The 22,298-nt window shown below is 63.9% G+C and carries 20 protein-coding genes and 1 tRNA gene; 8 read left to right on the top strand and 13 right to left on the bottom strand.

Annotated features, from left to right (window positions below; all coding sequences use genetic code 11):
• Positions 1-92: 92 nt before the first annotated feature.
• The 7 genes from dusB (at position 93) to hflX (ending at position 9,322) form a co-directional block, all read left to right on the top strand.
• Positions 93-1,106, top strand: coding sequence for a tRNA dihydrouridine synthase DusB (gene dusB, locus HDC35_RS01215; protein ID WP_184643052.1), 1,014 nt, complete (start codon positions 93-95; stop codon positions 1,104-1,106).
• Complete coding sequence (locus HDC35_RS01210) at positions 1,103-2,194, top strand: ATP-binding protein (RefSeq protein WP_184643051.1); 1,092 nt, start codon at positions 1,103-1,105, stop codon at positions 2,192-2,194. The genes dusB and HDC35_RS01210 overlap by 4 nt, the downstream gene beginning before the upstream one ends.
• Positions 2,191-3,609, top strand: coding sequence for a sigma-54 dependent transcriptional regulator (locus tag HDC35_RS01205; protein ID WP_184643050.1), 1,419 nt, complete (start codon positions 2,191-2,193; stop codon positions 3,607-3,609). Before HDC35_RS01210 ends, HDC35_RS01205 begins: the two co-directional genes overlap by 4 nt.
• 131 nt (positions 3,610-3,740) lie before the next feature.
• Positions 3,741-5,981: an ATP-binding protein gene (locus HDC35_RS01200; RefSeq protein ID WP_311770698.1), complete on the top strand. Its 2,241-nt coding sequence runs from the start codon at positions 3,741-3,743 to the stop codon at positions 5,979-5,981.
• Complete coding sequence (locus HDC35_RS01195) at positions 5,971-7,350, top strand: sigma-54 dependent transcriptional regulator (protein ID WP_184643048.1); 1,380 nt, start codon at positions 5,971-5,973, stop codon at positions 7,348-7,350. The genes HDC35_RS01200 and HDC35_RS01195 overlap by 11 nt, the downstream gene beginning before the upstream one ends.
• 62 nt (positions 7,351-7,412) lie before the next feature.
• The gene (gene hfq / locus HDC35_RS01190; protein ID WP_184643047.1) at positions 7,413-7,973 is read left to right on the top strand and encodes an RNA chaperone Hfq; all 561 of its coding nucleotides are present in this window, start codon (positions 7,413-7,415) and stop codon (positions 7,971-7,973) included.
• Positions 7,974-8,029: 56 nt separating this feature from the next.
• Complete coding sequence (hflX, locus tag HDC35_RS01185; protein ID WP_311770697.1) at positions 8,030-9,322, top strand: GTPase HflX; 1,293 nt, start codon at positions 8,030-8,032, stop codon at positions 9,320-9,322.
• On the opposite strand, the gene mazG is transcribed toward hflX, so the two are convergent.
• From mazG to HDC35_RS01135, 10 genes are all read right to left on the bottom strand, one after another.
• Positions 9,300-10,073 carry a nucleoside triphosphate pyrophosphohydrolase gene (mazG, locus tag HDC35_RS01180; RefSeq protein WP_260397411.1) on the bottom strand — a complete coding sequence of 258 codons (774 nt, stop codon included), beginning with the start codon at positions 10,071-10,073 and terminating at the stop codon, positions 9,300-9,302. The two genes, hflX and mazG, sit on opposite strands and share 23 nt — an antisense overlap.
• Before the next feature lie 65 nt (positions 10,074-10,138).
• A complete protein-coding gene (locus tag HDC35_RS01175; protein ID WP_184643046.1) occupies positions 10,139-10,315 on the bottom strand; it encodes a hypothetical protein in 177 nt (58 codons plus the stop codon).
• A complete protein-coding gene (locus HDC35_RS01170; protein ID WP_184643045.1) occupies positions 10,312-11,076 on the bottom strand; it encodes an MBL fold metallo-hydrolase in 765 nt (254 codons plus the stop codon). Before HDC35_RS01170 ends, HDC35_RS01175 begins: the two co-directional genes overlap by 4 nt.
• A gap of 13 nt (positions 11,077-11,089) precedes the next feature.
• Positions 11,090-11,866, bottom strand: coding sequence for a TatD family hydrolase (locus HDC35_RS01165; protein ID WP_184643044.1), 777 nt, complete (start codon positions 11,864-11,866; stop codon positions 11,090-11,092).
• Positions 11,866-13,443, bottom strand: a complete 1,578-nt coding sequence (gene metG / locus HDC35_RS01160) for a methionine--tRNA ligase (RefSeq protein WP_184643043.1) — start codon at positions 13,441-13,443, stop codon at positions 11,866-11,868. Before metG ends, HDC35_RS01165 begins: the two co-directional genes overlap by 1 nt.
• A 50-nt stretch (positions 13,444-13,493) precedes the next feature.
• Positions 13,494-14,468: a DNA polymerase III subunit delta' gene (locus HDC35_RS01155; RefSeq protein WP_221438065.1), complete on the bottom strand. Its 975-nt coding sequence runs from the start codon at positions 14,466-14,468 to the stop codon at positions 13,494-13,496.
• Positions 14,465-15,130, bottom strand: coding sequence for a dTMP kinase (gene tmk, locus HDC35_RS01150; RefSeq protein ID WP_184643041.1), 666 nt, complete (start codon positions 15,128-15,130; stop codon positions 14,465-14,467). Before tmk ends, HDC35_RS01155 begins: the two co-directional genes overlap by 4 nt.
• A complete protein-coding gene (locus tag HDC35_RS01145) occupies positions 15,082-16,299 on the bottom strand; it encodes a D-alanyl-D-alanine carboxypeptidase family protein (protein WP_184643040.1) in 1,218 nt (405 codons plus the stop codon). The genes tmk and HDC35_RS01145 overlap by 49 nt, the downstream gene beginning before the upstream one ends.
• Before the next feature lie 50 nt (positions 16,300-16,349).
• The gene (locus HDC35_RS01140) at positions 16,350-17,282 is read right to left on the bottom strand and encodes a septal ring lytic transglycosylase RlpA family protein (RefSeq protein ID WP_260397410.1); all 933 of its coding nucleotides are present in this window, start codon (positions 17,280-17,282) and stop codon (positions 16,350-16,352) included.
• Between the two features lie 25 nt (positions 17,283-17,307).
• Positions 17,308-18,369 carry a lytic transglycosylase domain-containing protein gene (locus tag HDC35_RS01135; protein ID WP_184643038.1) on the bottom strand — a complete coding sequence of 354 codons (1,062 nt, stop codon included), beginning with the start codon at positions 18,367-18,369 and terminating at the stop codon, positions 17,308-17,310.
• Positions 18,370-18,517: 148 nt separating this feature from the next.
• On the opposite strand from HDC35_RS01135, the gene HDC35_RS01130 reads away from it, so the two are divergent.
• Positions 18,518-18,607 (top strand) — tRNA-Ser (locus tag HDC35_RS01130).
• Between the two features lie 179 nt (positions 18,608-18,786).
• Here the strand turns inward: HDC35_RS01130 and HDC35_RS01125 are convergent.
• From HDC35_RS01125 to HDC35_RS01115, 3 genes are read right to left on the bottom strand one after another with little or no spacing between them, the layout of a single operon-like run.
• Positions 18,787-20,325 (bottom strand): AMP-binding protein, encoded by a 1,539-nt coding sequence (locus HDC35_RS01125; RefSeq protein WP_184643037.1) that lies wholly within the window; start codon positions 20,323-20,325, stop codon positions 18,787-18,789.
• An 11-nt stretch (positions 20,326-20,336) separates the two neighbouring features.
• Entirely contained in the window at positions 20,337-21,458 is a 1,122-nt protein-coding gene (locus tag HDC35_RS01120; protein WP_221438064.1) for a DUF5938 domain-containing protein, read from the bottom strand.
• 34 nt (positions 21,459-21,492) lie between these two features.
• Complete coding sequence (locus HDC35_RS01115) at positions 21,493-22,263, bottom strand: glucose 1-dehydrogenase (protein WP_184643036.1); 771 nt, start codon at positions 22,261-22,263, stop codon at positions 21,493-21,495.
• Positions 22,264-22,298: the final 35 nt, after the last annotated feature.

Raw genomic sequence — 22,298 nt, 5'->3', positions numbered from 1 at the left:
GCGCCGGTTAGCGCAGCGGCGCCTTGCGGGAAAGCGGCTTAGCGTGTAGGGGCTGCTCAAAATTTAGGCAATTTCGACGAAAGCTCCCCGCCATGGCGCCGCTCCGGCCCATCCAGATCGGTAACATCACCATCGCGGATCCCGTGATCCTCGCGCCGATGACGGGCGTCACCGACCTGCCGTTCCGCAAACTCGTGCGCTATTACGGGTCGGGGCTCAATGTGACCGAGATGATCGCGAGTCAGGCGGCGATCCGCGAAACGCGCCAGTCGATTCAGAAGGCTGCGTGGGATCCGGTCGAAGAGCCCGTGTCGATGCAACTCGTCGGCTGCACCCCCTATGAAATGGGCGAGGCGGCGAAACTCAACGAAGATCGCGGCGCATCGATCATCGACATCAACATGGGCTGCCCCGTGCGCAAGGTGACGAACGGCGACGCGGGTTCGGCGCTGATGCGCGATCTGAAGCTCGCTGCCGCGCTGATCGATAGCTGCGTGAAGGCAGTTTCGGTGCCGGTGACGGTCAAGATGCGCATGGGATGGTGCCACGACAGCCTCAACGCTCCCGAACTGGCGCATATCGCCGAGGACCTGGGAGCAAAGCTGGTCACCGTTCATGGCCGCACGCGCAACCAGATGTATCGTGGCGAGGCCGACTGGAGCTTCGTGCGCAAGGTCAAGGATGCGGTTTCGATCCCGGTGATCGTGAACGGCGACATTTGTTCGGCTGACGACGCCCGGACCGCGCTCGCACAGAGCGGTGCCGACGGCGTGATGATCGGGCGCGGTGCCTATGGCCGGCCCTGGCTGCTCGGGCAGGTGATGGCTGCATTGCGCGGCGAGGCCGAACGGCCCGACCCCGACCTCGACGAACAATATGACGTCATTACATCGCATTACCGCGCGATGATCGATCATTATGGCGAGGTGACCGGGGTCAATATGGCGCGCAAGCATCTCGGCTGGTATGTCAAAGGGCTTCACGGGTCAGCCGAGTTCCGCAACAAGGTCAACCAGATCCCCGACAGCAAGGGCGTGCTCGACGCGCTCGAAGCCTTTTACGGCCCGCATCTTCGCGAGGGGCATCTGGTCAGGGCGGCCGCGTGACCGCGCTCACTTCGAGCATCCCGAGCTTCGACCATGACGAACTGATCCAGTCGCACCCCGTTCCCACGCTGCTGATCGACGGCGGCGGGGTGGTGCTGTTCGTGAATGCGGCTGCCGAACAACTGTGCAATATCAGCCGGTCGGCCATGGTCGGACGCGTCATCTATGACGTGATCCGGATGGACCGGAGCTATCGTCAACGGATGAGCGACGCGTCGACGTCGGCGCTGTTTGCGCATCGGACCGAGATTTCGGCGGGCGGACGCAAGTCGATCTTCGTCGATATGCAGATGGTCCCCTTTGGGAATAGTGGGCATCGCATCCTCGCGCTGGTGGCGTCGCATAGCGATTCCGAACTGATGGGCGGCGCAATCGGGCGCTCGGGGCGCGCTGCAGGGGCGGCGGCGTCGATGCTGGCGCACGAAATCAAGAATCCGCTCGCCGGAATCAAGGGCGCGGCGCAGTTGCTCGCGCGCAAGACCGACGCCGCGGGCGAACGCTTTACGACACTGATTTGCGCCGAAGTCGACCGGATCGCGACGCTGATCGACCAGATGGAGCATTTTTCGCGTGGACAGCCGATCGCTTGCGGCCCGATCAACCTCTATCAACCGATCCATCAGGCGATGGAGACGGCGCGCGCGCGCCAGTTCCCCGGCGTGCGCTTTGCCGAAGATTTCGACCCGTCATTGCCGCTGGTCTATGGAAACCATGACGCCTTGGTGCAGATCCTGCTCAATCTCGTGACCAATGGCTGCGAAGCGCTGACCGGACGCGACGATGGCGTCGTACGCCTGACGACAGCCTATCGGCATGGCCTGTCGATCGACAATGGCGACGGCCGCGGGCGGATCGCGCTGCCGATCGAAGTCAGCGTCAGCGACAATGGTCCCGGCGTTCCAGCCGATATTCGCGGCGACCTGTTCGACCCGTTCGTCACGACGAAGCGCGAAGGGCGGGGGCTTGGCCTCGCGCTCGTCGCCAAGCTGGCGCGCGACATGGGCGGCACGGTCCAGCATATCCGCGACGGCGACTGGACGCGCTTTCGCGTCCACCTTCCCGTCGCGCAAAAGGGACGATCGGAATGAGCAAGGGCAAGACCATCCTGCTGGTCGAGGACGATCCCGCGATCGCGATGATCATCCGCGAAACGCTGGTTGGCGAATGCGCGCATTTCGCATCGGTCGCCAGTATCGCCGAGCGTAATGCGTGGCTTGCCGACAATCGGCCCGACCTTGTCATTTCGGACGTCGTCCTGCCCGACGGCGACGGCATCGATTCCTTGCCCGGGGCGGGCGTCGATGCGGACACACCGGTGATCGTCCTGTCGGCGCAGAATACGCTCGACACCGCTGTGCGCGCGACAGGGATCGGCAGCTATGATTATCTGCCCAAGCCGTTCGACCTCGACGAACTGACCGCGAGCGTCCGTGCGGCGCTTCAGCGGCAGGCCGAACCGGCGATCCGCACTGATCCGGGGCAGGCTGACAGCCACGGCCTCGTCGGGCGGGCGCCCGCAATGCAGGCCGTCTATCGCACGATCGCGCGACTTGCATCGAACGATCTTGCCGTGCTGATCCTCGGCGAATCGGGCACCGGCAAGGAGGTGGTCGCGCGCGCGATCCACGCGACCGGGCTGCGCCGTGCGGGGCCTTTCGTCGCGATCAACATGGCCGCGATCCCGCGCGAATTGATTGAGGCCGAATTATTCGGTCACGAAAAGGGCGCCTTTACCGGCGCGCACAGCCGTAATGCCGGACGCTTCGAACAGGCGGCGGGCGGGACGCTGTTCCTCGACGAGATCGGCGACATGCCGCTCGAGGCGCAGACGCGCCTGCTCCGCGTGCTGCAAAGTAACGAATATTCGACCGTCGGCGGCAGCCAGGCGCTACGCGCCGATGTGCGCGTCATCGCGGCGACGCATCGCGACATGCGCACGCTCGTCGCCGACGGGCGCTTCCGCGAGGATCTGTTCTACCGGCTCAACGTCATCCCGGTCACCTTGCCGCCGCTTCGCGACCGGCGCAGCGACATCGCTGCGCTCGTCCGCCATTTCGTCGATGCCGGGCGCCGTTCGGGGCTTCCCGACCGGCAATTCGCCCCCGCCGCGATGCAATGGCTCGAACGATATGACTGGCCGGGCAATGTGCGCGAACTGGGTAATGTCGTGCAGCGGCTCGCGGTGCTGTCGCGCGACACGGTCGTTACCGTGCGCGACGTCGAAACGGTCCTGCAGGAAGGCGGAGGGGACGGCGGCGCGGTGGAGCCGGCGGCGCTCATCGCCCGCGCGGTGGACGATTGGACGCGCGAAGAAATGGCGAGCGCGGCAATCGACGGAGCGATCCACGAGAAGTTGGAAGCGATCGTCGAGGCGGCGCTTTTCCGGCGCGTACTGCGCGATGTGCGCGGGAACCAGCTCGAAGCCGCGCGGCGTCTTGGGATCAATCGCAATACGCTCCGCAAGCGGTTGGGACAGCTCGATATCGACCCGGCACATCCCTGACCGCAAAATCGGGGCATTTGGGCGACACATGCGCAAGTTGTGTGTTTTCTATGCAACAGGATTGTCGTAACGCAGCAACAATGGCGCAATCGTCTTCCCTGACTTTCGAAGCGGATTCAGAGAGCGGCGACGTGCGCACGGGCTTTTGGCGCTTTGCCGCCCCCGAATATTATACGCTTGCGCTCATCATCAGCGTTGCAATCGCGACCTATATATTCGTCACCGGCGATGCGCAGAGCGAACGACTGCTGACCCCTGCGCTCGTTGCGGCGATCATGGTCGCCAATCTCGTGCCGGCGATGGCGCTGATCGTACTCATTGGCAGCCGTATTGCCCGTGCCCGCGCGGTCCGGTCGATGTCAGGCGGCAATGGTCGTCTCCACGTCCGGCTTGTCGCGCTCTTTTCACTGATCGCTGCGGCGCCGACGCTACTTGTCGTGATCTTCGCCTCATTGCTGTTCCAGTTCGGGGTCGATTTCTGGTTCTCCGATCGCTCGCGTGGCATGTTCGAGAATGCGGCAAACCTTGCCGAGGGCTATTACCAGGAAAATCAACGCAATGTCGGCGACAACACGATCGCAATGGCCTCTGATCTCGCGAGCTTCCTCCGCCGTGTGCCGATAAATGATCCGTCTTTCTCGAACTATTATTTCCAGCAAGTCGTAGTTCGAAGCCTGAACGAAACGGCGATCATCGAAATTGGCGCTGACGGCGTGGGACGAACGGCCGCCGCCATCGATCCCGATGGGCGGTCGGTGGAGAAGCGCCTCACTCCGACGATGATGGCGCGACTGGAAGATGGCGAAGATGTCGTGGTCGTGCGGGAAGCCGATCGTATCGAAGCGGTGACGCGATTGCCAGGCGTCCCTCGCGCTTATCTTTATGCTGCGCGCGACTTCAATGTTCCGGGCTTTCAACAATCGATCCGTGCAGGCGCGGTGCTTGCCGATTATAATGCCCTGTTCCAGCGTTCGCAGCTTTTGCAATTGCAGTTCAATGGCGCACTCTACCTCGGTTCGCTGCTGTTGCTTGCGCTCGCTGTCATCGCCGCGATCGTCGTGGCGGACCGGATCGTTCGGCCGCTTGGAACATTGATCGGTGCGACGCAAACCGCGGCGGGGGGCGACTTGTCGGTCCGCGTAACGCCGCCGGCGCGGGACGACGAGATTTCGGTGCTGACGCGCGCCTTCAACCGGATGACCGAGCAGTTGGAAGGGCAGACCGGCGCGCTCGTTAACGTCAACGAACAGCTGGAGGCGCGGCGCAGCTTTATCGAAGCGGTGCTGAGCGGTGTGTCGTCGGCCGTGGTTTCGGTCGATGCCGATCACCGCATCCTGCTCGCCAATTCCGCGGCCGAGCGTCTGATCTGCCAGTCGGCCGAATGCCTCACTGGACGTCCGCTGGCCGATGTCGCGCCCGAACTGGCGCAACTGCTGATTAGCGACGAGCGCGAGGCAATCGTCCAACTCGCGCGCAAGGATGCCGAACCCGCGACACTGGCGGCCAAGGCAGTGGCGCAGGGCGATGGTTTCGTGCTGAGTTTCGAAGATATTACGCAGCAATTGCTCGACCAGCGCCGCGCCGCCTGGTCCGATGTCGCGCGCCGCATCGCGCATGAGATCAAGAACCCGCTCACCCCGATCCAGCTCGCTGCCGAGCGGCTCCAACGCCGCTTTGGCGACAAGCTTGAGGGCGACGCCGCGACCTTTCGCAAGCTCACCGACACGGTGATCCGCCAGGTGCACGACATGCGCCGGATGGTCGACGAATTTTCGAGCTTCGCGCGGATGCCGAAACCGACGTTCGGCGTAGAGGATGTCCGCGATATCCTGCGCCAGGCGGTGTTCCTGTTCGAAGTCGCCAAGCCGGACATTCTTTTCGCGATCCGCATCCCTGACGAAATCGAACCGCTCGTCTGCGACCGCCGCCTCCTCTCGCAAGCGCTGACGAATATCGTAAAAAATGCGGTGGAAGCAATTGAAGAAAAATCGAAAAACTCAGACGAGATACCCATGGGTCATGTCGATGCCGAATTGGCTATCTCCGCGAGCGGCGCGTTGGTCATCCGGATCAGCGACGACGGCATCGGTCTTCCCGAGGCGCGCGATGCCATCGCCGAACCTTATATGACGACGCGGCAGGGTGGTACCGGGCTCGGCCTGGCGATCGTGAAGAAGATTGTCGAGCAACATTATGGCGAACTCGAATTTTCCGACAATCCGGCGGGGCAGGGAACGCGCGTTACGCTGACGCTCCATCCCGATCGCCTGCGACCGCTGGCCGGAAGCGGCGGCGAGGCTGGCATGGGACAGGGTGAATCGGTTCCCGGACGCATCCGGAACCGGCAGGACAGAGAAGAACATGGCGCTTGATATTCTGATCGTCGACGACGAACGCGACATCTGCGACCTCGTCGCCGGGGTCATGGAAGACGAAGGCTATGAGGCGCGCACCGCCTCCGACAGCGATTCGGCGCTCGAAGCGATCCGCCAGCGACGTCCCTCGCTGGCGCTGATCGACGTCTGGCTGCAGGGGTCGCGACTCGACGGGCTGGGTCTTGTCGAGGCGATCAAGGCGTTCGATCCGACGCTGCCGATCATCGTCATCTCAGGGCACGGCGGGCTCGACACCGCGGTGGCGGCGATCCGCCGCGGCGCGTTCGACTTTATCGAAAAGCCGTTCGAGGCGTCGCGTCTGCTCCATCTCGTCGCACGCGCTACCGAAAGCGAACGGCTGAAATTCGAATATGAGCAACTCCGCGAAAAAGCGGGGCCGTCGGACGAACTCACCGGGACGAGCGCCGCGATCAACAATGTCCGCGCGACGCTAAAGCGCGTGGCGGGGACGGGTAGCCGCGTGCTGATCACCGGCGCGCCCGGCGTCGGCAAGGAGGTCGCCGCGCGCGTCCTGCACGGCTGGAGCGGGCGGCAGAATGCGCCATTCCGCGTCATTTCCTCGGCGCGCATGGACCCTGAAACGGTCGAGATCGAATTATTCGGGTCGGAGGCTGAGGACGGCTCGATCCGCGTCGGGTTGCTCGAACAGGCGCACGGCGGCACGCTGTTCCTCGACGAGGTTGCCGACATGCCCCTCACGACGCAGGGAAAGGTCCTGCGTGTCCTCACCGATCAGAGCTTCACGCGCGTCGGGGGGCGCACGATGATCCGCGTCGATGTACGCATCATTTCGGGGTCGGCGCGCGACTTGATGACCGAAATCGCCGAAAGCCGGTTTCGCGAGGATCTTTATTACCGGCTCAACGTCGTCCCGGTGCATATTCCGCCGTTGCGCGAACGGCGCGATGATATCGCGAGTCTTTGCGACCATTATATTCGCCGCTACGCTGCCGATCGCCGCGTCCCGCCACCCGAGATCAGCTCGGAAGCAATGGCAGCGCTCCAGGCGCATGAATGGCCTGGTAACGTCCGCGAACTCAGAAACGTCATCGAACGCGTGATGATCCTTGCACCCAGCGACCGACTGAACCGGATCGACGCCGACATGCTGCCCGCCGAACTGGTGCGCGGAGGGGCCGATATCCTTCCTAATTCGGAATCGATCACGGCCATCCCGCTCAAGGAGGCGCGCGAGAATTTCGAGCGCGAATATCTACGCATCCAGATCAACCGCTTTTCGGGCAATATCTCGCGCACCGCGAGCTTCATCGGGATGGAAAGATCCGCGCTGCACCGAAAACTGAAACTTTTGGGGCTTACCGAGAGTTCGGACGGTGAAGGCTGACGGCTTTGCGCTAGACGTCCTTTATGGTTTGCCGCATAGTGACGCGGCAAAGAAGGTCAAAGATGCCGGGGCTACCGAGCATCGAAACGCGGCTCCGCCGCCAAGAACAGGAGGCAAATATGTCCGATAAGAATCAGAATCTCCAGGATCTCTTCCTCAATGCGGTGCGTCGCAGCAAGACGCCGGTGACCATGTTCCTGGTCAAGGGCGTCAAATTGCAGGGCATCATCACCTGGTTTGACAATTTTTCGTTGCTGCTTCGTCGCGACGGGCAGTCGCAGCTTGTTTACAAGCATGCGATCTCGACCGTGATGCCGTCGCACGACTTCGATCTTGCGCTGCTCGGCGACAATCTGCGCGATGCGCCCGCCGGCAAGGGCAAGGCACTTCAGGATGTTTTCCTGAACGCCGTGCGCAGGTCCGACGAATCGGTGACGATGTTCCTCGTCAACGGCGTGATGCTGCAAGGCGATATCGTGGCGTTCGACCTGTTCTGCATGCTGCTCGAGCGCGAGCGGCAGGTTCAGCTCGTCTACAAACACGCGATTTCGACGGTTCAGCCGAACGGTCCGATCAACCTGACCGACAGCGGCGAGGCTGACGGCGAAGCGGACGACGCCTGATCGACCCGACAATCGACAATGAAGACGAGGTAACCCGCGGCGCTGCCGCACTCGTCGTGGTGCCCGAATGGCATAGCCAGCGCCTGGCGCGCGACCTTGACGCGCGCGCCGAGGAGGCGCGGGGACTGGCGCTAGCGATCGGGCTCGATGTCGTTGCGGTTCATACGCTGCGATTGCGCCAGACGCGCGCCGCGACGCTGCTCGGCGTCGGCCAGATCGATGCGATCGCGCCCGAAATTGCGGCGAAGGGCGTCCAACTTGTCGTCGTCGATGCTGCGCTTACCCCGATCCAGCAGCGCAATCTCGAGACCGCCTTCGGTACCAAGGTCATCGACCGCACCGGACTGATCCTCGAAATCTTCGGTGAGCGCGCTGCGACGGCCGAAGGACGGTTGCAGGTTGAACTGGCGCATCTCGACTATCAGGCGGGGCGGCTCGTGCGTAGTTGGACGCACCTCGAACGCCAGCGCGGCGGCTTCGGTTTCCTCGGCGGCCCCGGCGAAACGCAGATCGAGGCCGACCGGCGGATGATCCGAAACCGCATGGCGCGTATCCGCCGCAGTCTCGATGATGCACGGCGCACCCGCCAACTGCAGCGATCGAAACGCCAGCGCGCACCTTGGCCCGTCGTCGCGCTGGTCGGATATACCAATGCCGGAAAATCGACCTTCTTCAACCGCTTGACGGGAAGTGACGTCATGGCGGAAGACATGCTCTTTGCCACGCTTGACCCGACGATGCGCGAAATCGGGCTGCCCGGCATCGAAAAGGCGATCCTGTCGGACACGGTCGGTTTCGTGTCCGACCTGCCCACGCAGCTGGTTGCCGCTTTCCGCGCGACGCTAGAAGAGGTGACGACCGCAGATCTGATCGTCCACGTCCGCGACATCGTCCATCCCGACAGCGAGGCACAATATGACGATGTGCGCGCCATTCTTGACTCGCTCGGCGTAAACGGCCCGCAGGACGACGGGGAGGGGGATGCCCCCGTCGCGGTTCCGCAGATCGAAATCTGGAACAAGATCGACACCGCCGGTGCCGATGAGCGCGCGGCGATCGAGGAGATGGCGGCGCGGCGGCCCGACGTCGCGGTCATCTCTGCGGTAACGGGAGAAGGCGTCGAAGCCGCGCGCGTTCTGATGGCGTCGCAACTGACCGCGCAGCATCAGCTACGCCGCATTTATCTGGGCTATGGCGAGGGCGAGGCGGCGGCGTGGCTTCACGCACGCGGCGAAGTTCTCGCCGATGAACAGCAGGGCGAAGGTCATGTCCTGACCGTCCGCCTCGATCCCGCCGACAGCGCACGGTTCGAGCGGCTATGGCCGGCTAAGGACGCTCCGCGGCCTTGACCGCAACCCAATGCTCTTCCTGATCGTCGAGCGATAGTCCGGCGATGCTTCCGCCGGCGCGATCTTCCATGGCGGCAAAGCGCCGCGCGAATTTCAGATTGGCATCGCGCAGCGCACCTTCGGCGTCGATGCCGAGTTTGCGGGCATAGTTGACCACCGCGAACAGCAGGTCGCCGATCTCCTCATGACGCTCGGCATCGTCGGCGGCCTTGGCGACCTCGGCGAGTTCCTCGTCGATCTTCGCGCGCGGTCCGTCGGTGTCGGGCCAGTCGAAGCCGACGCGCGCGGCGCGGCCCTGGAGTTTTTGCGCGCGCAGCAGCGCGGGCAGGGATGACGCGACGCCCGCGAGCGCGCCCGCAGCACCATCGGCCGATCGCTCGGCCGCCTTGATCTGTTCCCATTGCTGGCGAACATCGTCGGTCTTGCCATCGCCGAAAATATGCGGGTGGCGGCGCTCCATCTTGTCGCTGATCGCGTTGGCGACGTCGTCGAAACCGAACAGGCCTTCGTCGGTTGCGATCTGGCTGTGAAAGACGACCTGCAACAACAAGTCGCCAAGCTCGTCGCAAATCGCCGCCGGATCGCCGTCGGCAATCGCGTCGGAAACCTCATAGGCTTCCTCGATCGTATAAGGCGCGATCGTCGCGAAGCTTTGCGCCAGATCCCATTCGCATCCGCCCTCGGGATTGCGCAGTTGGCGCATGATCGCGAGGAGGCGATCGACGGGGGGCAGCATTTCGGCGTCGGCCATATAATTATCCGATAATATATATTATGTTAAATTGAATGGTGAACGAGGGAGGAGGCCCTCAAGCGTTACGTCGCCGCCTGCCACGCCCGGATGACGAGGAATACCAGTCCAAAGATCGCGACCCACGCGAGCGCCATTTTGACCCAGTCGGCCATCGGCAAGCGCCGCGCGAGCAGCGAACTCAGCACCAGCGCGAACGCGCCGGCGAACCACAGGATCTGGACGGTCGTGTCACCGGTCATAGCTGCACCTCCAATCCGTCGTACCCGGGCTCGACGCCCGGCGGCAATTCGGCCGCAAGGTCGTCATAATCCATCGTGTTGTCCATATGCGTGATGATCGCGCGTGGATGACCGACCTTCGCAAGCCCTTCGAGCGTCATGGCGAGATGCGGATGCGTCGGATGCGGATAGCGGCGCAGCGCGTCGATCACGAACAGGTCCACGCCCTGGAAAAATTCGACCATCTCGTCAGTAAATTTAGAGAAATCAGTAGCATAGGCGACCTTGTGCGCGCCGTCGCTGAAGATCAGGCCGGTTGCCTTGATCGGACCATGCGGCATTTCGATCGCCGACACTTCGATCGGGCCGATCGACTGGTGATCGTGCAGATCGATCGGATCGACCGACGCGGGATAACCCGCATTTCCCGCAAAGGCATAAGTGAAGCGCCATTTGAGGATGTCGAGAACATGGTTGCGGGCATAAACCGGGACCGGCGAGCGGCGCAGGTGCATGACCTGCCGCAGGTCGTCGAGACCGTGCGTGTGATCGGCATGTTCGTGCGTCCAGATGACGGCGTCGAGTTCGCCGACCCCGGCGTCGAGCAGTTGGAGCCGCATGTCGGGGCTAGTGTCGACGAGGATACGAAAGCCGCCGAGCGAGACCATGATCGACGCGCGGCTACGCAGGTTGCGCACATTGTCGGAGTCGCACTGCCCCCAATCATTACCAATGCGCGGGACGCCCGAAGACGTGCCACAGCCCAGGATCCGGACCTTCATATCGCGCCTGGCGTCATGGCGCCGCCTTGTTGAAAAGCGCATAGAAATTGGCGCTTGTTGCCGCCGAAAGCGCCTCCTCGTCATCGCCGCGCAGGTCGGCGAGGAAGGCGAGCGTGTCGGCGACGAACGCCGGCTCGCCAGTCTTGCCGCGGTGCGGGACGGGAGCAAGGAAAGGGGAATCGGTTTCGATGAGCAGCCGATCCTGCGGCAGCCATTTGGCGGTCGCCTGAAGCTCCGCGGCATTTTTGAAGGTCACGATGCCCGAGATCGAAATGAACAGGCCGAGGTCGAGCGCCTTGCGCGCGAAATCGTCGCTGGCGGTGAAGCAGTGAATCACGCCGGGGAAGATCGCCCTGCCCATCTCCTCGCCCAGCAGCGCTAGCGTGTCGGCCTCGGCGTCGCGGGTGTGGACGATGACCGGCAATCCGGTTGCCTGCGATGCGCGGATATGGCGGCGGAAACTGTCCTGCTGCCGCACGCGATCGCTCTTGTCGTAATAATAATCGAGCCCGGTCTCGCCGATCCCGATGACCCGGGGATGCGCGGCGCGCTCGACCAGCTTCGCGGTGTCGATATCGGGATGATTGTCGGCATCGTGTGGATGGATGCCGACGCTGGCCCAGACATCGGCATTGGCTTCGGCGGCGGCGAGCACGTCGTCCCACTCGCTTTCGCGCGTCGCGATGTTGAGCATCGCGGTGACGCCTCTGGCGCGCGCGCGCGCCAGCACGTCGCCCTGCTGTTCGGCGAGCCCTTTGTAATTGAGGTGGCAGTGCGAATCGACGAGCATTACGCCTCCCCCTCTCCTTCGGGAAGTTCGAGGCGCGGGAAGACCGGAACCGGCTGGCCGACGGTGAAGCCGCTGGCGGCGAGATTCGCAAACCAGTCGGCGTCGGCGAGCGCTGCAAAATCGCGCGCATTTTCTGCGATGCCCATCTGGTCGAGTAACTTGTCGGCGGCGGCCGGCACGACCGGACGGATCGCGATTGCCAGCGTGCGCACCGCCTGGAACAGCGTCATCAGCACCGCGCGCATGCGGTCGGGATCGGTCTTTCGCAGCGCCCAGGGTGCTTGCGTGTCGACATATTGGTTGCACGCGAAAACGGCGCGGATCCAGTCCTCTATCCCCACCGAGAAAGCGAGCTGTTCGAATTCGCGCGGCAGGCGTTCGGTCGCCATTGCGGCGAGATCGGCGAGGAGGTCGCTGTCCGCCTGCGCAGGCGCATGATCTGCCGAAAGATTACCATCTAAATTCTTGAAAATCATAGACAAACTGCGCTGGGCTAGATTGCCGAAGCTGTTCGCAAGATCGGCGTTGGCGGTGCGCACGATCGCCTCGGCGGAATAGCTGCCGTCCTGTCCGAAGCTCACTTCGCGGAGAAGATAATAGCGCAACGCATCGACGCCGAAACGCTCCGCGAGTTCCATTGGATCGACGACATTGCCGAGCGACTTCGACATTTTTTCGCCGCGGTTGAGCAGGAAGCCGTGGCCGAACACCTGCTTGGGCAGCGGAAGCTTCGCGCTCATCAGGAAAGCTGGCCAGTAAACGGCATGAAAACGAACGATATCCTTGCCGATCATGTGGATGTCTGCAGGCCAGAACTGGCCCCATTCGCCGTCCTGATCGGGAAAACCGAGCGCCGACATATAGGTGGTGAGCGCGTCGACCCAAACATACATGACATGGCCGGGCGAGTCCGGCACCGGCACCCCCCAGTCGAAACTGGTGCGCGAGACGCTGAGGTCCTTGAGCCCGCCCTCGACGAAGCGCATCACCTCGTTCCGGCGGCTTTCGGGGCGGATGAAATCGGGGTTCTCGTTGTAGAGCGCGAGCAGCCTGTCCTGGTAGGCTGACAAGCGGAAGAACCAGCTTTCCTCGACGGTCCATTCGACGGGCGTGCCCTGCGGCGAGAGCTTGGCCTCCCCTTCCCCCTGCACCAGTTCGCTTTCGTCGTAGAAAGCCTCGTCGCGAACCGAATACCAGCCTTCGTAGCGGTCGAGATACAGATCGCCATTGGCCTCCATCGCGCGCCACAGCGCCTGCGATGCGGCATGATGCGCGGGGTCCGACGTGCGCATGAAATGATCGAAACTGATATTCAGCTTGCCGTACATCTCACGGAAATATCCCGACATTTCATCGGCGAGTTCGATGGTGGCGCGGCCCTGGTCGCGCGCCGTCTGATACATTTTGAGGCCATGTTCGTCGGTGCCGGTGGTCAACCGCACGTCGCGGCCGCGCGCGCGCTCGAACCGCGCCATGACATCGGTAGCAATTGCTTCATAGGCGTGGCCGATATGCGGACGGCCATTGGGATAGCTGATCGCGGTGGTGATATAGAAGGGGGCGTTGTTTTCGGACATGCGCGCGCCTTAGCCGCTGGCGCGCGTGAGGGAAAGCGTCAGCGTGCCGGCTACTGCGGCGGGCGCGCGTGCCGCGGTGCGAGTTCGGCAAGGCAATTGCCGATTTCGAACCCCACCATCGATCCGTCGTAGGAGCCACGGATCGCATCGCGCACGGTGCGCTGGACGCGGTCCCATTGCGCAAGGACCGGCGAGAGCTCGGCAACGGGCTTCTCGCGCGCGAGACGCGCGAGAAGCCCGGGAACGATATCGATCACCAGTTCGAGCCGCGCACGATTGCTCGTTCCGCCGACTTCGCGGGCGAGCGCTTCGCGAAGCCGGTTTTCGGGATCTCCCGAATTGGCAATAGCCAGCAGCTTCTTTTCCATCGTCGCCACGTCGCTGTCGATCAGCGCCAGCGCCTTGCCTGGGACCCCGCCCGACGCAGCGACGATCGCGCGCACCTCGGCCATTTCGAGCATCGGCCGTATTTCGTGCAGCCACGCCGTCATGACGTCATGATCAACCGGTTGAAAACGAAGGTTTCTACACCGCGATCGGATGGTCGGCAGCAAGCGTCCGGGGGAATGGCTGACAAGTAGAAACAGCGTCTTGGCCGGTGGCTCCTCGAGCGTCTTGAGCAGCGCGTTCGATGCCGAGGCTTCGAGATCGTCGATCGCATCGACGATGATCACGCGCCATTCGCCAAGCGAGAGCGAAAAATGAAGCCGCGCCTTGAGTTCGCGAACCTGCTCGATCGTGATGTTGCGTGCGAGATCCTTCGCTTTCTCTTTCGCCTGCCGAACGAGACGCAGAATTTCGGGATGGTTTCCCGCATCGACCAACCGCGCCGCCGCTTCGTCGCCGCGGTCGTCGAGCGAGTCCGCCTCGCCCGAGGCGCCATGCGTTACGAGGAACCGTGCGACGTGATCGGCAAAGGCGCCTTTGCCCATCCCCTGTGGACCGGCAAGAAGCCAAGCGTGGTGCAGCCGGCCGCTCTGCCACGCTTCGAGGAATGCCTTTTGGGCGTCGCCGTGCCCGATCATGGCAGCCACCCGGCCAGTTGAGCGAGGATTGCCGCCGTTACCTGCCGCGCGGGCGCGTCGGCATCGATTATCCGCCAGCGCGCGGGTTCGGCGTGCGCCATGTCGACGAAACGCGCGGCAAGGCGTGCTTGATAATCGGCGGGCTTGCTCCCCATACGATCGTTGCCGCCACGTTCGGCCAGCCGCCGCGCCGCCTCGTCCGCGCTCACGGTGAGCAGGAAAGTGCGGTCAGGCATCAGTCCTTCGGATCCGAAGCGGTGCAGCATCATCAGGTCGGCGTCGGTGATCCCGCCGCCGCCGCCCTGATAGGCGCGGCTCGAATCGACGAAGCGGTCGCACAAGACCCACGCGCCGCGTGCCAACGCCGGGCGGATCGACCGCGCGACATGGTCGGCCCGCGCTGCGGCGAAGAGCAGCGCCTCGCTCCGCGCGTCCCAGCGGTCGTCGGCGCCTTCCATCAGCAGCGACCGGATCGCTTCGGCGCCTGCGCTGCCACCCGGCTCGCGAGTCGCCACGACCTCGATCCCGTGCGCTTCGATTTCGGCGGTGAGCGCATCGATCTGCGTCGATTTGCCGACCCCCTCGCCGCCCTCCAGCGTGATGAAACGCCCGGTCACAGCCCGGTCAGCCGGTAGAATCCCGTCCGCGCGCGCGCCCACCATCCGCCGCCTTCGCCAACGTCCGCGGCGGCGAGCAGCGGTGTCGTCTGCGGCGGCAGGCCATCGGGCCGGACGACAAGGTCGGCCACCCGCGCGCCGCGCGCGACGGGCGCGGTCAGGGGAGCATGGGAGCGCATGATCGCGCGGTAGCCGCCCGCATAGCCTTTGGGAACCGTCATCCGCACTGCCATGCCGGTTTCGGTTGCGACCGCGGGCTTGGCGCCGCTGCCGACATCGAGGCGCCCGACGCTTGCGCCGGCGGGGAGCAATTCCCTGCCCTCCCACGCTTCGAAACCCCATGTCATCAGCCGTTCGGCTTCGTCGCGTCGCGCCTTTTCGCTGCGCATTCCAGCGACGACCATGATCAGCCGCCGGCCGCCGCGCTTCGCCGAGCCGAGGAAGCAATAGCCCGCCTCACTCGTATGCCCCGTTTTCAGCCCGTCGGCGCCCTCGAAGCGGCCGAGGATCGGGTTGCGGTTGGGCTGGACGATCGGCTTGCCGTCGGGCGACGTGCCATGCTGGAGCTTCGGCAGCGAAAAATAGCGTGCATAGCCGCCCGGATGGTCGCGGATCAGCCGGTCGGCGAGCGTGATCAGGTCGGCGGCACTGACCTTGGTTACGCCGCCATCAGGCCAGCCATTAGGCGTCCCGAACCGACTCGACTTCATTCCAATTTCGGTCGCTACTACGTTCATTCTTTTTACGAATTCTTCTTCGCTTCCGTCGATCCCGACCGCCAGCGCCGCCGCGGCGTCATTACCCGAAACGGTGATTAGCCCCTTCAGCAACGCATCGACCGAGATTTTTTCGTTGGGCCGCAGGAACATCGTCGATCCGCCGTTGCTGCCGTTCCATTTCTTCCACGTCGCCTCGCTGACCGTGAATTGCCGGTCGCGGTCGAGTTCGCCCTTCTTGATCAGGTCGAGCACGACATAAGCGGTCATCACCTTCGCCATCGACGCGGGGGCAAAGCGCTTGTCGGCGCCGCGCGAAAAGAGGATCGCGCCTGAATCGAGATCCTTCAGCATCACGATCGGCGCCTGCGTGACGTAAAGCGGCCGGCTGACCGGACCATTTTTGGCAGGGGCGTTATGGACCGGGCCATTTTCGGACCGCGCGTCGCCAGCCGACGCCGCCGGAAGGGCGACCGCCAGCGCGGCGAGTGTCAGCACCGCCTTCCCGCCTTTCGTCCGTAATCGCCGTTGCCGCATCGGTCGGCGCGTCACCGGTCGCGCTGGACCACTGCGTCGCGAAAACCCTTGGCCTTCGCCTTGCCGAGCGCACCCTGCGCTTCGGCTTCTCCGGCAAAGGGGCCCATACGCACGCGCCAGTATCTGCCGGCCTTCGATACGGATCCGCCAACCGACTTGGCCGCGCTATTGGCGCGCGCTTCGTTGCTGAAGGCGCCGACCTGGACGTAAAAGCCACCGGGGGCGGCTTTGGCGTCTGCGGGCTTGGCCGGCGCGGGCCTGGTGTCTGGCTTCTTTGCTCCGGGCCCCTCGACAATGAACCGGTCGTCGCCAGGCTTGGCTTTGCCCGAGGCGATCGGCGCCGCGGGCTGCGTCGCGACGGGTGTTGCGGGGGCCGCCACGCCCTTGGGAACGGGCAGGTCCTTCATCTTGCCGCGGAGGATCGCCAGCAGCGAGCCGGGCGTCGCGATGCGCTCGCGAGCCGGCTGTCCGGCGCGAAGCTGCGCACGTTCGGCGGCGGGTGGGCTGGTCCGGCGCACGCGCACCGCGCTCACACCTTCGCTGAGGCCCAACTGTTCGGCGGCGCCGCGCGACAGGTCGATCAGCCGGTCGTTCGCCATCGGTCCCCGGTCGTTGACGCGTACCAGGATCGTACGTCCGGTATCGAGCGCAGTGACCTCGACATAGCTCGGTAACGGCAGCGTCTTGTGCGCCGCACTGACTCCGGCGGGATCGAAAGTCTCGCCATTCGCGGTCGGCTGCCCGGCAAGCTCCTCGCCATACCAGCCCGCATAGCCGACCTCGTCATAATCGGCGATGTCGGCGGGGGTATAGGTCTTGTCGCCGACCTTGTACGGATCGCCGATCTTGACCGGCCCGTCGACGACGCCCGGCGCGCTCGATACCGGCGCCAGTCCGCCTTCGCGCTTGCCATCGAAACTGCCACAGCCCGCGAGCGTCAACATCGCTCCGGCCAAAAGGCCCCCGCCCCTAACGATCGATTTCATCCGCCAGCAACCCCACAGATAGTGCGTAAAAATTGGAACAATTATAGTCCAATATCGCACGATAATTACCAGTGAGCAAATAAGCGGTCCGGCCCGGGCCGTCGGGTTCGAGCAAGGTTGCCTGGATTTGGCCGTCTGGCCAGCGTCCGGTCACCGGCTGGATGCCCGCCGCGCGCCATTCGGCCATCGAGCGCCAGCGGCTGTGGCGTTCGAAAACGCGCGGGCAGCGCGTGGGCGTCAACCGGTTGGCATAGCGCGCGCGATCGAAGCCCGCGGGAACGGTCACCGCGACGCCCCACGGCTGGCCGGCGCGCCAGCCGGCGTTGCGGAGATAGGATCCGATCGATTCGATCGCGTCGGCCTCGCTCGACCAGATGCGCGCGACGCCGTCGCCGTCGCCGTCCTCGGCGACGCGCAGATAGACCGACGGCAAGAATTGCGGATAGCCGAACGCTCCCGCCCAGCTGCCTTTTAGCGCGCTGCGCGGCACGCCGCGTTCGACCATCACCATCGTCGCGATCAATTCGGGTTCGAACAGCGACCGGCGGCGCCCTTCATAGGCAAGCGTCGCCAGCGCCTCGGGCAGGTCGAAATTGCCCGTTACCTGCCCATAGGCGGTTTCATGGCCGTAAATCGCGATCATGATGCTCGTCGGCACGCCGGTGCGTTGCTCGATGCGCGACAAGAGCGGGAGCAGCCGGTCGTGGACACGGCGTCCGCCGCCGATGCGCGCGGCATCGACATGTTTGATCCGGTACGGCGTAAAGGCCGGGATCGGCGTATTCGGGCTCGGCGGACTGCCCAAATTGTCACGGTCGAGCGCAACGACGCGGGCGTTGTAGCTCAGTCCCGCGGTCACCCGGTCGAATGTCGCGCGCGACACGCCGCGCGCCTGCGCCTTCGGCCACAGCGATTGGACATAGGCGTCGAAGCCGCTGTCGCCGCCCTGCGCGTGCAGCGGTACCGACGCGGTGAGCAGCCACGCCGAAAGAAAGGCGATGGCAAAGGCAAAAAGGCGTCTGATTCTGAAAATGATAGCGTGCATGATGTCCCCACCCATAAGGCGTGTCTCGCACAGATGCGAGCGGCTTGGCCACCCCGGCGCGAGACGGGCGGAGTCATTCGCGCGATGGACGGAATGCCGTCATCTTTTGCTTGCCGCCCGGCGCGCGGCCGCTATGGCGGCGGGCATAGGACAGGTGGCCGAGTGGTTTAAGGCAGCGGTCTTGAAAACCGCCGTGGGCGCAAGCTCACCGTGGGTTCGAATCCCACCCTGTCCGCCAAATAGCCTCATTTTTGATCTTCCGGGAAAAAGAATAATGGATGGGAGCCAACCCAACCCAAAGCCGAGAAGTCATCACCTATGTTATTGTCAAATTGCTATTGGGGTCAGCGCTAGCGGTGGTGCTCTGTGTGGTATGGAAAAACTGGTGAGTGGCATCGGCCGCCTTTTCTCGATGGTTCAAGACATCTCCGCCAACTTCGCCGCCCGGATATCCTTCTTCAGCACCTTTCCTACCTTCGATCGCGGCAGGTCGTCCCAGATTTCGAGCTCTTTCGGCGCCTTGACGCTGCCGATCGTAGCCTTGACCGCGGCGATTAGTTCGTCGGGGTCGGCCCGATGCCCTGCCCGTAATTGCACCACCGCGCACACGCGTTCGCCCCATTTGTCGTCGGGCAGGCCGAACACTGCGCCGTCCTGCACGGCGGGCTGCGCGAGCAGCGCCTGTTCGACTTCGGCCGAATAGACGTTGAAGCCACCGGTGATGATCATGTCTTTGGCGCGGTCGACGATGAAGAGGAAATTGTCGGGGTCGAGATAGCCGATGTCGCCGGTGCGGTGCCATCCGTTCACCGTCGCCTCGGCGGTCGCCTCGGGATTTTTGTAATAGCCTTCCATGACGAGGCTGCCGCGCACGACGATCTCGCCGCGCTCGCCGTGTGGCAATTCCTCGCCCTCGGCGTCGACAATCGCCACGCGGACGAGCGGGCCGGGCTTGCCCGCCGACGACAGGCGATGGCGCGCGACCGATCCGTCGGGGTTGAAATGATCCCTGGGCGCCATCATCGATATCATCATCGGCGCCTCGGTCTGGCCGAACAATTGCGCCATAACGGGCCCGATCTTGCCGATCGCCTCTTCGAGCCGCGCCGCCGAAATCGGCGCCGCTCCGTACCAGAAACATTGCAAAGCCGACAGATCGGTCGCGGGCAGCGCCGGATGGTCGAGCAGCATATAGACCAGCGTAGGCGGCAGGAAGGCGTGCGTCGCGCGGTGCCTTGACGCCAATGTCAGGAATTCGCCGATGTCGGGAGTGGGCATGATCACGATCTCGCCGCCATGCGCCATGATCGGAAAGGCCAGCACCCCCGCAGCATGGGTGAGCGGGGCCATCGCAAGATAGACCGGCCGCCCCTCGAACGGATAGCCCATCAGCGTCAGTGCGGTCATCGCCTCGAGGTTGCGATTGGTTAGCATCACCCCCTTGGGGTGCCCCGTCGTGCCGCCGGTGCCGGGCAGCATCGCAAGGTCGCTGACGGGCGTCGCGGCGAACGGGACTTCGGCAACGCCCGCCAGCCACTGGTCGAGCGAAGGGGCGAAGCTCTGCTCGGCATCGAGGCAGACGAGTTGCTCGAGCTTCGGCAGTTCCTTGCGCAGCGCATCGACAAGATCTGCAAATTTGCTGTGAAAAAGCAGCGCTGCGCAGTCGAAATTGTCGAGCACATAGGCGTTCTCGGCCGCCTCGTTGCGCGGGTTGATCGGGCACCACACGGCGGCGGCGCGCGAGATGGCGAAGACGCAGGCGAAAGCAATTGGATCGTTGCCCGACAGGATCGCGACATGCTTGCCGGGTGTAATCCCGGCGCCGTTCAGCCCGCGTGCGACGCGGTGCGTCAGCGCCCGTACCTCGGCGTAGGACAGGCTCTTGCCGTCCATCGTCAGGCAGGGTGCGTCAGGCCCCAGCGAGGCCCCCTTGTCGAGCCAGTCAACGAGCCGCATTGCCCCCCCCCTCAGTCGTGGACCGTGACGATCGGTTTCAGCACCAGACCGAACTGGCGCAGCACGCCGAGCAGCTCGTGATGCCCGAACGCCTGACAGGCGGAGGCGAAGCCGGTGCGGCGCGGGGGTTGCTGGAGCAGGTTCATCGCGCACCAGGCCTGCATCAACCCCGTCTGCTTGTAATTGCAATTGCCGTGGATCAGTACATGCGCGCGGCCGAGCGGGCCCGATGCGTGGACCGAATCGATGCTGGTGTTGAGCCGCGGATTTTCGCGCGGCGGCATGTCGCCCTGCACGGTCTCCGCCATCTTCGACAGCGCCGCCTCCTGCTCGGCAAAGGGCAGCGGCTTGATGTCGGTATCGATCATCTTCGTCATATTGACGACATTGTCCATCACCTCGCGGGCGAAGACGCCGCCATAAACTTTCACCGTCGACACGCGCGGATCCTGCTTGAACCAGATCGGGTGCGACGTCCCGCCCCACGGCAGCGTCAGCGCAGTCGCGTGCTGGCCAGGGACATGGCACTCGGTCGCGGTCATCGTCGGCCATTGGACATATTGATTATTTTCAAGATAGTACCAGTCGGCCTTCAGGATCGTGAAGATCGTCTGGACCGAGGCATAGGTCGGAAACCCCTTCCACAAAACGAGCATGTCGAGCGTGTCGAGCCCTGGCGCCTGTTCGAGCGCGATGTTCGCCGCGATCTCGCCTGTCGTATACATTTGCGCGATGCACGGCGACAGCAGCAGTCCCTTCTTCGCAAAGGCCTCGCTCCATTTCTCTTGAGCCGCCAGCATCCAGTCCTGCTCGCCGGTCGTGTCGAGATAATGGACGCCGGCGGCCAGGCACGCCTCGACCGTTTCGGGACCATATTTGATGAAGGGGCCGACCATGTTGCACACGACCTTCGCTCCCTTGAACAGTTTGGTCAGCGCCTCGACGCCATGTTCGACTTCGGCGACCTCATAGTCGGCGGTCTCGATGCCGGGGACCTTGTCCATTACCTCCTGCACGCGTTTCTTGTCGCGTCCGGCGGCGATGAAGGGAATGCCCAGCTCGCGCAGATATTCGCAGACGAGGCGGCCGGTGTAGCCGGAGGCACCATAGACGATAACCGGTTTCTTGCTCATGATACCCCAATCCTTCTCTGGATAATGTGTTCAGTCAGACCGCGGTGTAGCCGCCGTCGACGATCAACTCGCTGCCGCACATGTAGGCGGCGTCGTCGCTGGCGAGGAACAGCAGCGGACGCGCGATCTCGCGCGTCGTCGCCATCCGGCCCAATGGAATGGCGGCGGCGGTCGCGGCGGCAAAACCCGCCGCTTCGTCGCCCAGCGCGCCGACTGCATCGGCGACCAGTTTGGTCTCGCAATAGCCGGGATGCAGCGAATTGATCCGCACCGGCCAGCCCTTGCGCGCGCAATCGACCGCGACCGCCTTGGTCAGCATCGCAACCCCCGCCTTGCTGGCATTATATGCGGGGAAGAGCGGCTCGGCGACGTTCGCGGCGATCGAGGCGACGTTGACGATCACCCCGCCCCTCTCCTTCATCGCCCCGATGCCGGCGCGCACGCCGAGGAAGACGCTCTCCAGATTGACCGCCATCAGCCGTTGCCATTCGGCAAGGTTGGTATCGACGACCGATTTCAGGAAACCCATGCCGGCATTGTTGACGAGGATGTCGAGCTTGCCCTCGCGCGCCACGACGTCGGCGATCAGCCCCGTCCATCCCGCTTCGTCGGCGACGTCCTGCCGCCGCGCTGCGGCTTTCAGTCCGTCCGCTCGGATTGCTGCGGCGGCAACTTCGGCTTCGTCACCGTCGATATCGGTGATCGTCACCGAAGCGCCTTCGCGCGCAAATTCCCGTGCGGCGGCGAGCCCGATGCCTCTCGCCGCCCCCGTGATCAATACGCTCTTGCCCTTAAATCGCATCATACGACGCTCCTCTGTCTAATTTCGGGAAACGAGGG

This window comes from Sphingopyxis sp. JAI128, from assembly GCF_014207235.1.
Lineage (GTDB): Bacteria > Pseudomonadota > Alphaproteobacteria > Sphingomonadales > Sphingomonadaceae > Sphingopyxis.
The sequence above is the reverse complement of the archived record's forward strand: the minus strand, read 5'-3'. Positions and strand labels throughout refer to the sequence as shown.